The organism is Polaromonas sp. YR568 (genome assembly GCF_943372955.1).
Classification (GTDB): domain Bacteria; phylum Pseudomonadota; class Gammaproteobacteria; order Burkholderiales; family Burkholderiaceae_C; genus Polaromonas.
Genome location: NZ_CALSAL010000003.1, coordinates 55506 through 68713 on the forward strand (window position 1 = coordinate 55506; position 13208 = coordinate 68713).

The following is a 13208-nucleotide window of genomic DNA, read 5'->3' on the forward strand; positions in this document are numbered from 1 at the left end:
ATGGGGTTTTGACCATGAGTTTGTCGATTGATGCCATTTCGTCGCTCTACGCGACCCGCGGCGCGGTGCAATACGGCATGGAGGCCGTGAACCAGTGTCAGCACGCTCTGCAGTGCGCGCACCTCGCGGAGCGCGCAGGTGCCCGGCCGGCGCTGGTGGCTGCTGCGCTGCTGCATGACCTGGGGCATCTGGTGGCCACCAACGGAATGGCGGTGCGGGAGGACGCAGGCCCTGCCACCCAGGACCGGCGCCATGAGTACCTGGCCCTGCCGCTGCTGAAGCCCTTGTTTTCACCCGCCGTGCTGGAGCCGATTCGCCTGCATGTGGATGCCAAGCGTTATCTGTGCCAGATCGATGAGGGCTACTGGGCCACGTTGTCGCCGGCATCGCAACGCAGCCTGGCGCTGCAGGGTGGCCCCTTCGATGCACAGCAGGCGAAAGCGTTCATCACGCAGCCTTTTGCCGCTGATGCCGTGGCGCTGCGCCGCTGGGACGACAGCGCCAAGGACCCGAGCGCCGTGACGCCCGACTGGGCCCACTATGAATCGCTGCTCGAAAAAGTACGTTTTGCTGTCACCGGGGCCACGCCCGTTTTCACTTCCGCTTCGGAGTCTGCTGCGCTGATGAGGTAATCAGCCAGCTGCCGGCCGGCGTGTGCCAGGCCGGTGTCGTTGGTGATCAACAGGTCACAGGCCATGCCTTGAAAGTCGGCATTGCGCTGCAGCCGATTTGCCACGGCCTCTGCGCTGTCTCGCCCGCGCGCCCGCAGCCGCTGGGCCAGCGCGGTGCTGTCGGCGGTGATCTGCACCACCTGCAGGCCAGGTGCACCCGCCAGCGCCAGCACGTGTTCGCGCGAGCCATTCACCACCACGCGTTTGCCAGCGGCGATGTCGCGTTCATAGTGTTGCGGGATGCCGTAGCCAAAGCCATGCGCCGTCCAGTGCCACCGCAACGCACCGGACTGCACCATCGCCTCAAAGTCGGGCCCGGTGACCGGGTCGTGGTCTGAGCCGGTATGCACCGGGCGGGTGATGTAGCGGCGGGCAAACACGATGTCGGCGCGATCCTGCAAGGCTTGCTGCGCCCAGCGGATCACGCTGTCCTTTCCAGAGCCGGAGGGGCCGCAGACAAAGACCCAGGCGCCGGCTGTTGGGTGATCGGTGGTTGTGCAGGTCATGACGGCAGCCTCACATCCAGCAGGCGCTGGAAGTTGGCACCCGGCTCACGCTCGACAAACAGGCACAGCCTGTCGAGTACCAGCGGGTCGGTCTGGTTCAGCCGGTTCACCTCGGGCGCCAGTGCGGCAATGACGGCATTGGCGGTATCCGCATCCACCGGGTCGGTCAGTGTCATGTGCAGGCGGAAGCGGTCCAGCACATGCGGATAGCCGTAGCGTGCCAGCAGTTCGGCTTCATGGGCGTCGAGCTGGTCGGGGTTGCGGCGAGCCAGTTCGGCAGGCGTGAGCGGTGCGCGCAGGTCGTCAAGCTGCGTCACACAGGCGGCTTCGATGGCGTTCACAGCACTGGTTTGCGCTACGGGTGCCAGCGCCACAAAGCTGTCCAGCCGCGTGACCTGCATCGGGCCCAGCGGTGAAGGCGCAAGGGTGCGTGCGAGCTGACCCAGTCGCGCCATCAGGTCCTGCTCTTGGTGGCCTGCAGACAGACGGAAGGGCGCCTTCAGTGTGGCGTGAAAGCCGTAGCGGCGCGGGTGGGTGGTGATGCTGGCCAGCGAGGGTGCGGGGATCCCAGGCATATCTGGAATACCGGGCTGCGGCAGCGGTGCGTTGTCGTGCTCGTCGCGGCCCAGCCAGTGTGCGCCCAGTCGCCACCAGGGCGAGGGCTTGTCGGGGGCGAAGTAGATGGCGTAGCGTGTGCTCATGCGGGGACTCCAGGGTTCACGACCAGTTGTACGCGGTCACCACAGAAAACGGTTTCACCGTATTTGATGGGGCGGCCTGTCATGTCCACGTCCAGCGACTCGACGCACAGCACCGGGCGGGTGGTGGGCTGCTTGAGCAATCGGGCGGTTTCTTCGGACGGCATTTGTGTGGTGATGCGGTTCTCGGCGCGCACATAGTCCTCGATACCGAAGTGCCTGAGGATATCGGTGGTTCCAGTGCCATTGCCGAGGTTGCCCAGCATGTCGAGCAGACCCGAGAAGCGTGCGGCCGGGTAGTAGGCGGTGGCTAGCGCAATCGGCTGCTGGTTGGCTTCGTCAAGCAGCTCCACCATCAGCACGTTGGCTGAGCGGTCGATCTGAAGCTCGTGCGCGACACGCTCTGAGGCCGGCACCTCGCGCGCCGTGAGTAACTGCTTGCTGGGCAGCAAGCCCTGTCGCTGCAGGTTCTCGCTGAAGCGGGTCCGGCGTGAGAGTACGTAGTCGAGCAGTTCGTGCTGCACAAAGGTGCCGCGGCCCGGCTCGATGCGCACCAGGCCGTCAACCTGCAGCGCAGCCACGGCTTGACGCAGCGTGTGCCGGTTCACGCCAAAGCGGGCAGACAGCTCGCTCTCGCTGGGCAGGCGGCCGGTGGCATTGAAGGCGCGGTTGCGGATCTCGTTGCCCAGCGTGTCGGCGATCTGCTTCCACACCGAGACACCGCTGCGCCGCCCGGGTGTGCTGTGAATTGTTCGTTCGCTTGTCATGATTTCGACATGTTGTCCGGTTGAACTATGTTCCAAGAAGCCATCACCCACGGGCTGTGGCTAATGCAGACGAATCTATCCACTGATTTAGACATCCATATGACAACAGACCCGACAGCAGACCCTGAAAGCGCGACCCACGCCGCCCGAAAGCGTTGGCTTGCCGTGCTGGCCCGTGCCAGTCGCGCCGAGCTGGAGGCCGCGCACAGCTGCCTTCCTGAACTGCCTGCGATGCAGCAGGTGCGCCCGGCCGAGTCCGGCATGGTGATGCTGCGCGGCCGTGTGGGCGGCACGGGCGATACCTTCAATCTGGGCGAGGCAAGCGTCACGCGCTGCGCACTGCGCTTTGGTGCCGGTGCGCTGGGTGTGGGCTACGCCCTCGGCCGCGACAAGCGCAAGGCTGAACTCATCGCCGCTTTTGATGCCGTGCTGCAGGATGAGACGCACCGCGAGCGTCTGATGCGCGAAGTCGTTGAACCCCTCGCGCAGCAGCAGGCCGCACAACGCGATGTAAAGAGCCGGGCCAGTGCATCGTCGGCCGTCGAGTTCTTCACCTTTGTGCGGGGTGCGGCATGACGCAGCCCATGCTCAGTGTCGGGTTGGCCGACCCGGTTCATCAATCGCAAGCGGCTTTTCGCAGCGCACTGGATGCCCTGGCGCGGCCTGGCCGGCGCGTGACCCTCGGTGCGCCGGTGGACGGTTTGGCGCTGGATGCCGCCATGGCACATCTGCTGCTCACGCTGACCGACGACGACACCCCGGTGTGGTGGCAGCAGGGCGATGCAGCGCCGGCTGACTGGCTGCGGTTTCACACCGGTGCACCGCGTGCTGACGAATCAGCCGCTGCTGCTTTCGCGGTGGTGAATGAGGCGGCACGGATGCCCGAGCTGAGCGCCTTTGCGGCCGGCTCGGCAGAGTGCCCGGAGCACTCTGCCACGCTCCTGATCACGTTGCCATCGTTTGACAGCGGCCCCGCTGTTGAATGGCGCGGGCCAGGCATCGCCGATGTTCATACCGTGCGGCTGGCCGGCTTGCCAGACGACTTCTGGGCGCAGTGGCAGCTCAACCACGCAGCTTTCCCGCAGGGTGTGGACCTGATTTTCATCTGCGGCGATCAGGCGATTGGCCTGCCGCGTACCACCCGTGTTCGACGGCTGGAGGGCGTGGCATGAATACCCGTGCTCACATTGATCTGCTGCCCTTTGGGGCGGCCCCGCAGGAGGCCTGACCATGTACGTTGCTGTGAAGGGCGGAACCACCGCCATTGAAAACTCCTGGCGCCTGCTGGCCGCGCAGCGCCGGGGCGACGCCGCCCTGCCTGCGCTGTCGGTGGCACAGATCCGCAGCCAGATGTCGCTGGCGGTGGACCGCGTGATGTCCGAGGGCTCGCTTTATGACCCCGAGCTGGCCGCGCTGGCCATCAAGCAGGCCAGCGGCGACCTGATCGAAGCGGTCTTTCTGCTGCGCGCCTACCGCACCACGCTGCCGCGCTTTGGCTACAGCCTGCCGCTGGACACCGCGCAGATGCAGATCACGCGCCGCGTGTCGGCCACCTTCAAGGATGTGCCGGGCGGGCAGGTGCTGGGCGCCACCTACGACTACACCCAGCGCCTGCTGGATTTCGCGCTGCTCGCTGAGGACCATGTGGAGGGCGCTACCACCGCGACCACCGATACTGCCGATTCCGTGGTTGCACCGGCCACAGACAAGCCATTGGCTTCGCACATGCCGCGCGTCAACGACCTGATGGCGCGCGAAGGCCTGATCGAAACCCCTCGGCCCACCGCCACCGATGAGCCGCGTGACCTGACGCGCGAGCCGTTGATGTTCCCGGCCGACCGCACGCTGCGCCTGCAGGCACTGGCCCGTGGTGACGAGGGCTGGCTGCTGGGCCTGGGCTACTCGACGCAGCGCGGCTATGCCAACGCCCATCCGTTTGCTGGCGAGATTCGCCGCGGCCAGGTGGCGGTGGAGATCATGCCCGACGAGCTGGGCTTTGCCATCGACATCGGCGACATCGACGTGACCGAGTGCCAGATGATCAACCAGTTCGCCGGCAACCGCGACGTGCCGCCGCAGTTCACGCAGGGCTATGGCCTGGCGTTTGGCGGCGCCGAACGCAAGAGCATGGCGATGGCGCTGGTCGACAGGGCACTGCGCGCCCGCGAATTGGGTGAGGTGGCGGTGGCCCCGGCGCAGGACGAAGAGTTCGTGCTGTCCCACAGCGATAACCTCGAATCCTCCGGCTTTGTGCAGCACCTGAAGCTGCCGCATTACGTGGACTTCCAGTCCGAGCTGGAGCTGGTGCGCAAGTTGCGCGCGGCGCACGCCCGCGATGCAGACTCCGGCGCGCCCACGGCGCCGTCTGACAACACATCCCTGCAGAAAGCCGCATGATGGACCCGCATTACAACTTCGGATTCCTCGACGAGCGCACCAAGAAAATGATCCGCCGCGCGATGCTCAAGGCGGTGGCGATCCCGGGCTACCAGGTCCCGTTCGGCTCGCGCGAAATGCCATTTGCCTACGGCTGGGGCACGGGCGGCGTGCAAGTCACCGCCAGCCTGATCGGCCGCAGCGATGTGCTCAAGGTCATCGACCAGGGCGCGGACGACACCACGAATGCGGTCAACATCCGCCGCTTTTTTGCCCGCACCACCGGCGTGCCCACCACCGAGAAGACGACAGAAGCCACCGTCATCCAGACGCGGCACCGCATTCCCGAGCAGCCCCTGACCGAGGCGCAGACCATCGTGTACCAGGTGCCGATGCCCGAGCCGCTGTTCAGGCTGGAGCCCCGGCGCCTGCAGACCATCACCATGCATTCGCTGGGTGAGTACGGGCTGATGAATGTCAAGCTGTATGAAGACATCGCCCAGCTCGGTGCGATTTCCCGAACCTACGACTACCCGGTGCTGGTGAACGGCCGCTACCTCACATCGCCTTCGCCAATACCCAAGTTCGACAACCCCAAGATGCACATGAACCCGGCCCTGCAACTGTTTGGCGCGGGGCGCGAAAAGCGCATCTACGCGATACCGCCCTACACCGAGGTGCGCAGCCTCGACTTTGAAGACCACCCGTTCGAGGTGCAGCGCTGGGCCCATGCCTGCGCGCTGTGCGGCAGCGGCAGCAGCTTTCTGGACGAGATGATTGTGGACAACGAAGGCAGCCGCCTGTTTGTCTGCTCCGACAGCGACTTCTGCAGTACCCGCCGCGAAGCAGGCCACGTGGGCACGCAGCAGGCGGTGCGCATGAGCAATGCGCTGTCAACCACCGGGGAGGCCGCATGATGCAAGACGATGTGCAAGTCGATTTGCAAGACGACCTTCTGCTCTCGGTGCGCGGTGCTGGCAAGCAGTTCATGCAGGGCAGCCGCATGCGCTGGGCCTGCCGCGATGTGAGTTTTGACCTCTTCCCCGGCGAGGTGCTGGCGGTGGTGGGCGAATCCGGTTCGGGCAAGTCCACCCTGCTGCGCCTGCTGGCTGCACGGCTGGCCTGCGATGAGGGCTCGGTGCACTACGACGTGCGCAGCGAAGCGGGCAGTGCGGTGGAGTCGGCCACCGGCGGACTGATGGATCTGGCGCAGCTTTCGCAGGCACGGCTGCGCTGGCTGGCGCGTACCGACTGGGGCTTTGTCGAGCAGCATGCCCGGGACGGGCTGCGCATGAATGTCTCGGGTGGCGCCAACATCGGCGAACGCATGATGGCGCTCGGCGCACGCCACTACGGCAAGCTGCGCAGCCAGGCCCTCGACTGGATGGAACGCGTCGAGCTTGACGTGGAGCGGATTGACGATCTTCCGGGTTCTTATTCCGGCGGCATGCAACAGCGGCTGCAGATTGCCCGCAATCTGGTGACCCACCCGCGTCTGGTGTTCATGGACGAACCGACCACCGGCCTTGATGTGTCGGTGCAGGCGCGCCTGCTCGACTTGCTGCGTGAGCTGGTGGACGAGCTGAACCTTGCCGCCGTCATCGTCACGCACGACCTGGCAGTCGCCCGCCTGCTGGCGCACCGCATGCTGGTGATGAAAGACGGCTGCGTGGTCGAACAGGGCCTGACCGACCGCGTGCTCGACGACCCGCAACACCCCTACACCCAGTTGCTGGTGTCGTCGGTGCTGACGCCCTGACTTTCAGCTCGCAATCTTCCATCCTCACCACAGCGACGCCATGACTGCAGTCCTTGAAACCTCCGACCTTTCCAAAACCTTCACGCTGCACGCGCGCGGCGGCGTGGCGCTGCCGGTGTTTTCCGGCATTTCAATGAGCGTGAAGCCGGGCGAATGCCTGGCGCTCACTGGTCACTCTGGCAGCGGCAAGAGCTCGCTGCTGCGCTGCCTCTATGGCAACTACGGCGCCAGCGGCGGCGAGGTGCGCATTCGCCACCAGCAGCGCTGGGTCAGCCTGTCCACCGCTGCACCGCGTGAGGTGCTGGATGTGCGGCGCCGCACGCTGGGTTATGTGTCGCAGTTCCTGCGCGTGATTCCGCGGGTCTCGGCGCTCGATATCGTCGCCGAGCCTCTGCGGCGCAATGGCGTTGCCGCTGATGAGGCGCGCGAGCAGGCGTCCCACTGGCTGGCGCGGCTGAACCTGCCCGAGCGGCTGTGGCATTTGCCGCCCGCCACGTTTTCAGGCGGTGAGCAGCAGCGCGTGAACATCGCACACGGCCTGATCGCCAACCACCCGGTGCTGCTGCTCGACGAGCCGACCGCTTCGCTCGATGCCGACAACCGCCGCGTGGTGGTCGAGCTGATCCATGCCGCCCGCGCCCGTGGTGCGGCGCTGGTCGGCATCTTCCATGACGATGAGGTGCGCGAGGCGGTGGCCAGCCGGTGTCTGGACGTGGAGTCTTACCGCCAGAACGCTGCCGAACCTGCCCCTGCACCCATGAACGCCTGAAAACCCGACAGCCATGAACACCATGATCATCAAGAACGCACGCATCGTCACGGCCACCGAAGAGTTCACTGGCTCCATGGTGGTGGAGGGCGGCATCATCCGCCAGATGGACCGGGGTGAGACCAGCGCGCTGGGCGCAGAAGACTGGCAGGGCGACTGGCTGCTGCCCGGTCTGGTGGAGCTGCACACCGACAACCTTGAAAAGCACCTGGTGCCGCGCCCCGGCGTGCTCTGGAACGCCCATTCCGCCACCGTGATGCACGATGCCCTGTGCGCTGCGGCGGGCATCACCACGGTGCTCGATTCGGTGGTGATTGGCGACATGGACCAGGGCGGCACGCGCAGCCAGACGCAGCATGTGTCCATCGAGGCCCTGCACGAATGCCGCGAGGAGGGCCTGCTGCGCGTCGAGCACCTGCTGCACCTGCGCTGCGAGGTTTCGGCGCCGGATATTGTGGAAGTCTTCGAGCAGTACGCCGATGACTCGCTGCTTGAACTGGTCAGCGTGATGGACCACACCCCTGGCCAGCGCCAGTGGCGCGATTTAGCCAAGTACCGCCGCTATGCCGAGCGCTATGGCAGCTTTAACGAGGCTGAATACGAAGCCATGATCGCGGAGCGCCGCACCCATCAGGAACAGTACGCGACTCCGAACCGTGCTGCAGTCATTGCTGGCAGCCTGGCCCGCGACCTGCCAGTCGCCAGCCACGACGACACCGAGATCGAACACGTTGAGCAGGCCACCGCTGAAGGCATTGCGATTTCCGAGTTCCCCACCACGGTGGCCGCAGCCAAAGCGGCGCGCGCGGCAGGCATGGGCATCGTGATGGGTAGCCCGAACCTGGTCAAAGGTGGCTCACACTCCGGCAATGTGTCGGCGGCCGAGCTGGCGCAGCTGGATTTGCTGGATATTTTTTCGTCGGACTATGTGCCGGCGAGCCTGCTGCAGTCGGCCTTTTTGCTGCGCACCGTGGCCGGCTGGAGCCTGCCCAAGGCCGTGGCGACGGTGACCCGCAACCCGACCCGCGCCATTGGCCTCATGGACCGCGGCGAGCTGGCCCCCGGCCTGCGCGCCGACCTGATTCGGGTGCGCATGAGTGGCGGTATGCCCATCGTGCGGGCCTGCTGGCATAAGGGCGAACGCGCGTTCTGAACCGCTTGACCGGTGTACCTGCTTAGCGCTGTGCCGACGGCACACTCACGCGCAGCTGGTCTGCCGGTGTGACGCTGGCCTCGCGCTTCCTGCGGTCAAACAGGCAAAGCACCCTGGCGCGCTGGTTCTTCATGTGCGGCTGCGGGTAGCGGCCCGTCACTACCCACGCGGTGATGCCTACGGCATCGTCAAATGCTATCGGCGTGCCGGCAACCTTGGCCGCGTTCAGCCCGCTGGCCTTGGTGCACGCCTCAGCGACTTCCTTGTCGTGGACCGACCACGCGGCGGGAGAGGACGCTATTGCAGTGCTGCCCAGCCAAGCGGCACCCAGCGCCAGAGTGACAAGACGCGTCTTCACCGGCTTACCCTTTCACTGGTTCACGCATGGTCACAAACTCTTCAGCTGCCGTGGGGTGAATGCCGATGGTGCTGTCGAAGATGGCCTTGGTCGCACCGGCTTTCATCGCCACCGCAAAACCCTGTACCACTTCACCGGCGTCTGGCCCCACCATGTGCAGGCCGACCACGCGGTCGGTGGCGTCTTCCACCACCAGCTTCATCAGCGTGCGTTCGGTGCTGCCGCTCAGCGTGTGCTTGAGTGCCTTGAAGTCCGAGCGGAACACGGTGACCTTGCCGAACTTCTCGCGCGCGGCGGTTTCCGAATAACCCACCGTGCCGATGTTGGGGTGGGTAAAGACGGCTGTGGGAATGAAGTCATAGCTCATCTGCCGCGCCGCCTTGCCGGTAGCAGGGCCGAACAGTGCATCAACTACCACCATGGCTTCGCCCAGCGCCACCGGCGTGAGCTGTACCCGCGCGGTGACATCACCCACAGCGTAAATGTGCGGCACCGAGGTCTGGTACTGGCTGTTCACCTCGATGGCGCCCGCCTTGCCCAGTGCCACGCCGGCCGCTTCCAGCCCCAGTTCGGCGGTGTTGGGTGAGCGGCCGGTGGCGTAGAGCACGGTGTCGACGACGAAGCTGGCGTCGCTTCCCTGACCCGTGTTTTTCAGGTGCACCAGCAGCCCGTCAGTCGTCTTGTCGATGCCAGCCACTTCCTGCCCCAACTGCAGGTTGACGCCAGTCTTGGCCATCTCGCTGGCGATGAAGCTGCGCACGTCTTCGTCAAAACCCGTCAGCAGCTTGTCGCGGCGGTGGATCAGCGTGACCTGCGAACCCAGACCATTGAAGATCGACGCGAACTCGCAGGCGATGTAGCCGCCACCCACCACCAGCAAGCGGCGCGGGAAGGGGTCGAGGTCGAACATCTCGTTGGAGGTCACCACGTGCTCGCGGCCGGGAATGTCGGGCACGACGGGCTTGCCGCCAGTGGCGATCAGGATGTTCTTCGCGGTGAAGGTCTGGTTGTCGACCGCTATGGTGTGTGCGTCATTCAGACGCGCCCATCCGCGCACGATGGTCACGCCGGGAGTTTCCAGCAGCTGCACATAGATGCCGTTGAGTCGGCTGATTTCGCGTGCGCGGTTGGTCCTGAGCAGTTCCCAGTCGAGCGTGGGCGCCTCGCCCTTCCAGCCAAAGCCGTGCGATTCCTCAAAGCTCTCGGCAAAGTGGGCGGCGTAACTGTAGAGCTTTTTGGGGATGCAGCCCACATTCACGCAGGTGCCGCCCATGGCAGCCACTTCGGCCACCGCCACCTTGGCGCCGCGCTGCGCCGCCATGCGGGCCGCGCGCACGCCGCCGCTGCCGCCGCCAATTACAAAAAGGTCAAAGTCAAAAGCAGGCATTCCGAATCCTCTGTATCCGCCGAAGGCCATGACCTTACCACCGTCGCTATGGCCTTTGCAGACCGGGTCATTGGCGCCTCGCGAGCGGTGCGTTGGTGTGCGTCAGCTGGCCCAGTTCGTCCTTCATCCAGTCGATGAACATGCGGGTGCGCGCCGGCAGCAGCCGGGCGTGCGGGTAGACCACGCTCACCGGCCGGCGCGGCGGTTCGAACTCTTCCAGCACCACCACCAGCTTCTTGCTCGCGATATAGGGCGCAGCCTGGTAGGAGATGAACATGCCGTAGCCCATGCCCTCCGCGCATGCCTCCACCGCCGGGGCGGCGTTGTTGAATTCGAGGTTGCCTGAAACGGGCACGGTGAAGCTCTTGCCCTTTTCATGGAAGGTCCACCAGGGCCCGCTCGGCGGTGCAAAGCGGATGCAGTTGGCCTGTAGCAGATCACGCGGGTGTTTGGGTTTGCCGTGGCGCTTGAGGTAGGCGGGGCTGACCACCACCACGCGGCGGATGTGGAACACGGTCTGCGCCACCAGCGTGGAATCGTCCAGCGCACCGATGCGTATGCCCACGTCCACGCCTTCTTCCAGCAGGTTGACCACGCGGTCGTACAGCATCAGGCTGCAGCGCACTTCGGGATGGCGCTGCACAAAGCGCGTGACGGCAGGCGCCACATACATCTGCCCGAACAGCACCGGCGCGGTGATCACCAGTGGGCCGCGGGGCTCGCCGACCTGGGGGCTGATGGACTCTTCGGCCTCCTGCACCGAGGCCAGCACCTGCCGGCATTGGTCGAGGTAACGGCGCCCTTCGTCGGTCAGCGAGATGCGGCGCGTGCTGCGGTTGAAGAGGCGCACGCCCAGATGCGTCTCCAGCGCGGCCAGTGTGCGCACCATGGCGGGCAGAGATGAGGCCATCACGCGTGCAGCGGCGGTGAGACTGCCTTCTTCGGCGATGTGGATGAAGGCCTGCATGGCGCGGAGTTTGTCCATGGCCGCAGATTACTCCATTAATCGGAGCAGTCAAATACGTTCACGGGTATTTATTGATGGGATCGGTTCAACCAGAATTCAGCTCATCACACCCCAATCCCGTTTCACGAAAGATCACCATGACCCCAACCGCCAACGTATCAGCCACTGCCTTTGCCAACCGTTCCCTGCCCGCCCAGCCGATCCAGCTGCACCGCGTGGCGATCTCCGGCCATTCGCACCGGGTGGAGCTGTTTCTGTCGCTGCTCGGCTTGCCTTTTGAGCTGGTGAATGTGGACCTGGCCGCCAAAGCGCACAAGTCGCCCGAGTTCCTGGCCATGAATCCGTTTGGCCAGGTGCCGGTGATTCAGGACGGCGATGTGACGCTGGCCGACTCCACCGCCATCCTGGTCTACCTCACACTGCGCTATGCGGCAGACGCCAATGCCTGGCTGCCGCGCGATCCGCTGCAGGCGGCGCAGGTGCAGCGCTGGCTGTCGGCGGCGTCAGGGCCACTGGCCTTTGGCCCGGCCTCGGCGCGGGTGATCAACCTGTTCAAGCTGCCCACTCCGCCCGATGAGGCGATTGCCCGCGCACATGGTTTGCTGAAGGTGATGGAGCAGCAACTGGCGAGCACGCCGTATCTGGTGGGCGCCGCGCCCACGCTGGCCGATATCGCCCACTACAGCTATGTGGCCCATGCGCCGGAAGGCAATGTCTCGCTGGCGGCTTACCCCCACGTTCAGGCCTGGCTGGCGCGCATCGAGGCGCTGCCGCGCTTTGTGCCCATGGTGCGCACACCCATCGGGCTGGCAGCATGACCTCCTCACCGTCTGTGGCCGACACCTTTCACGAAGGCGAGCGCGCCGTGCAGGCGCGTGTCGGCGCTGTGGTGCGCGAGCGGCTGGCGCAGATGGGGCCGCGTGTGATCCGCGACTTCATGCCCGACCAGCACCGCGATTTTTTCCAGCAACTGCCTTTCGTGCTGGTGGGCACAGTGGATGCCGATGGTCAGCCCTGGGCCTCGGTGCTGGCGGCGCCACCCGGCTTCATCCACTCGCCGGACGATCGCCATCTGCAGGTGCAAGCGGTGCCGCTGGCAGGTGACCCTCTGCAGCACACCCTGGTCAACGGCGCCGACATCGGCCTGCTGGGCATCGAGCCGCACACGCGGCGGCGCAACCGTATGAATGGGGTGGTGCAGAACCGTGGCAACGCGGGTTTCGAGGTGGTGCTGCGCCAGAGCTTTGGCAATTGCCCCAAATACATTCAGGCGCGTGAGCCACTGTTTGTAGACGTTCCCGCGACTACCCCAGTGGTACATGAATCTGCAGAGTTGGACGCCGCCACCCGCCGCATGGTGAGCCAGGCCGACACCTTTTTCATCGCCACTGCGTATGCGGGCGAACGCGAAGCCACAGGCGCGGCGGGTGGTGTGGATGTGTCGCACCGTGGCGGCAAACCCGGCTTTGTCCGGGTCGATGCCGATGGCATGCTCACCGTGCCGGATTTTCTGGGCAACTTTTTCTTCAACACCTTGGGCAATCTGACGGTGAACCCGCGCGCGGGGCTGCTGTTCATGGACTTTGAATCCGGCGACCTGCTGTATCTGGCGGTCAATGCCGAGATCGTGTGGGAGGGCGCTGAACTGCAGGCCTTCGAGGGCGCGCAGCGCCTGTTGAAGCTCAAGGTGGTCTCGTCCCGCCGGGTGGAAGCGGCCTTGCCGCTGCGCTGGGGTGCGGCGGAGCTGTCGCCGGTGCTGGCTGGTACGGGGCAGTGGGCTTGAGGTGCTGAACAACA

The 13208-nt window shown here is 65.3% G+C and carries 16 protein-coding genes; 10 read left to right on the forward strand and 6 right to left on the reverse strand.

All coding sequences use genetic code 11. The annotated features are described in order from the left end of the window. Positions 1–14 precede the first annotated feature (14 nt). A complete protein-coding gene (locus tag AAG793_RS10495) occupies positions 15–632 on the forward strand; it encodes a phosphonate degradation HD-domain oxygenase (RefSeq protein WP_341907851.1) in 618 nt (205 codons plus the stop codon). On the opposite strand, the gene phnN is transcribed toward AAG793_RS10495, so the two are convergent. The 3 genes from phnN to phnF are packed head-to-tail and all read right to left on the reverse strand — an operon-like array spanning position 539 to position 2642. Next, positions 539–1177, reverse strand: a complete 639-nt coding sequence (gene phnN, locus AAG793_RS10500) for a phosphonate metabolism protein/1,5-bisphosphokinase (PRPP-forming) PhnN (protein WP_341907853.1) — start codon at positions 1175–1177, stop codon at positions 539–541. The two genes, AAG793_RS10495 and phnN, sit on opposite strands and share 94 nt — an antisense overlap. Then, positions 1174–1878, reverse strand: coding sequence for a DUF1045 domain-containing protein (locus AAG793_RS10505; RefSeq protein WP_341907855.1), 705 nt, complete (start codon positions 1876–1878; stop codon positions 1174–1176). The genes phnN and AAG793_RS10505 overlap by 4 nt, the downstream gene beginning before the upstream one ends. Beyond that, positions 1875–2642, reverse strand: a complete 768-nt coding sequence (gene phnF, locus AAG793_RS10510) for a phosphonate metabolism transcriptional regulator PhnF (protein ID WP_341907858.1) — start codon at positions 2640–2642, stop codon at positions 1875–1877. Before phnF ends, AAG793_RS10505 begins: the two co-directional genes overlap by 4 nt. Positions 2643–2741: 99 nt before the next feature. Between phnF and phnG the strand changes: the two genes are divergently transcribed. The 7 genes from phnG to AAG793_RS10545 are packed head-to-tail and all read left to right on the forward strand — an operon-like array spanning position 2742 to position 8699. Then, a complete protein-coding gene (gene phnG / locus AAG793_RS10515; RefSeq protein ID WP_341907860.1) occupies positions 2742–3218 on the forward strand; it encodes a phosphonate C-P lyase system protein PhnG in 477 nt (158 codons plus the stop codon). Continuing rightward, entirely contained in the window at positions 3215–3814 is a 600-nt protein-coding gene (phnH, locus tag AAG793_RS10520; protein WP_341907863.1) for a phosphonate C-P lyase system protein PhnH, read from the forward strand. Before phnG ends, phnH begins: the two co-directional genes overlap by 4 nt. Positions 3815–3872: 58 nt before the next feature. Further along, on the forward strand, positions 3873–5039 hold the full coding sequence (locus tag AAG793_RS10525) for a carbon-phosphorus lyase complex subunit PhnI (RefSeq protein ID WP_341907866.1): 1167 nt from the start codon (positions 3873–3875) through the stop codon (positions 5037–5039). Then, complete coding sequence (locus AAG793_RS10530) at positions 5036–5935, forward strand: alpha-D-ribose 1-methylphosphonate 5-phosphate C-P-lyase PhnJ (protein ID WP_341907870.1); 900 nt, start codon at positions 5036–5038, stop codon at positions 5933–5935. Before AAG793_RS10525 ends, AAG793_RS10530 begins: the two co-directional genes overlap by 4 nt. After that, positions 5932–6777 carry a phosphonate C-P lyase system protein PhnK gene (phnK, locus tag AAG793_RS10535; protein ID WP_341907872.1) on the forward strand — a complete coding sequence of 282 codons (846 nt, stop codon included), beginning with the start codon at positions 5932–5934 and terminating at the stop codon, positions 6775–6777. Before AAG793_RS10530 ends, phnK begins: the two co-directional genes overlap by 4 nt. Before the next feature lie 40 nt (positions 6778–6817). Continuing rightward, the gene (gene phnL, locus AAG793_RS10540; protein ID WP_341907875.1) at positions 6818–7546 is read left to right on the forward strand and encodes a phosphonate C-P lyase system protein PhnL; all 729 of its coding nucleotides are present in this window, start codon (positions 6818–6820) and stop codon (positions 7544–7546) included. 13 nt (positions 7547–7559) lie between these two features. Beyond that, positions 7560–8699 carry an alpha-D-ribose 1-methylphosphonate 5-triphosphate diphosphatase gene (locus tag AAG793_RS10545; RefSeq protein WP_341907877.1) on the forward strand — a complete coding sequence of 380 codons (1140 nt, stop codon included), beginning with the start codon at positions 7560–7562 and terminating at the stop codon, positions 8697–8699. Between the two features lie 22 nt (positions 8700–8721). Here the strand turns inward: AAG793_RS10545 and AAG793_RS10550 are convergent, their stop codons facing one another. The 3 genes from AAG793_RS10550 to AAG793_RS10560 all read right to left on the reverse strand — a co-directional run bounded on the left by AAG793_RS10550 (position 8722) and on the right by AAG793_RS10560 (position 11429). Then, the gene (locus AAG793_RS10550) at positions 8722–9057 is read right to left on the reverse strand and encodes a hypothetical protein (RefSeq protein ID WP_341907879.1); all 336 of its coding nucleotides are present in this window, start codon (positions 9055–9057) and stop codon (positions 8722–8724) included. 4 nt (positions 9058–9061) lie between these two features. After that, positions 9062–10444 (reverse strand): glutathione-disulfide reductase, encoded by a 1383-nt coding sequence (gene gorA / locus AAG793_RS10555; RefSeq protein WP_341907882.1) that lies wholly within the window; start codon positions 10442–10444, stop codon positions 9062–9064. Positions 10445–10511: 67 nt separating this feature from the next. Next, the gene (locus AAG793_RS10560) at positions 10512–11429 is read right to left on the reverse strand and encodes a LysR family transcriptional regulator (protein ID WP_341907884.1); all 918 of its coding nucleotides are present in this window, start codon (positions 11427–11429) and stop codon (positions 10512–10514) included. A gap of 119 nt (positions 11430–11548) precedes the next feature. Between AAG793_RS10560 and AAG793_RS10565 the strand changes: the two genes are divergently transcribed. Together AAG793_RS10565 and AAG793_RS10570 are read left to right on the forward strand one after the other, a co-directional pair. After that, entirely contained in the window at positions 11549–12229 is a 681-nt protein-coding gene (locus tag AAG793_RS10565; RefSeq protein WP_341907887.1) for a glutathione S-transferase, read from the forward strand. Further along, positions 12226–13194 (forward strand): pyridoxamine 5'-phosphate oxidase family protein, encoded by a 969-nt coding sequence (locus tag AAG793_RS10570; RefSeq protein ID WP_341907890.1) that lies wholly within the window; start codon positions 12226–12228, stop codon positions 13192–13194. The genes AAG793_RS10565 and AAG793_RS10570 overlap by 4 nt, the downstream gene beginning before the upstream one ends. Positions 13195–13208 lie beyond the last annotated feature (14 nt).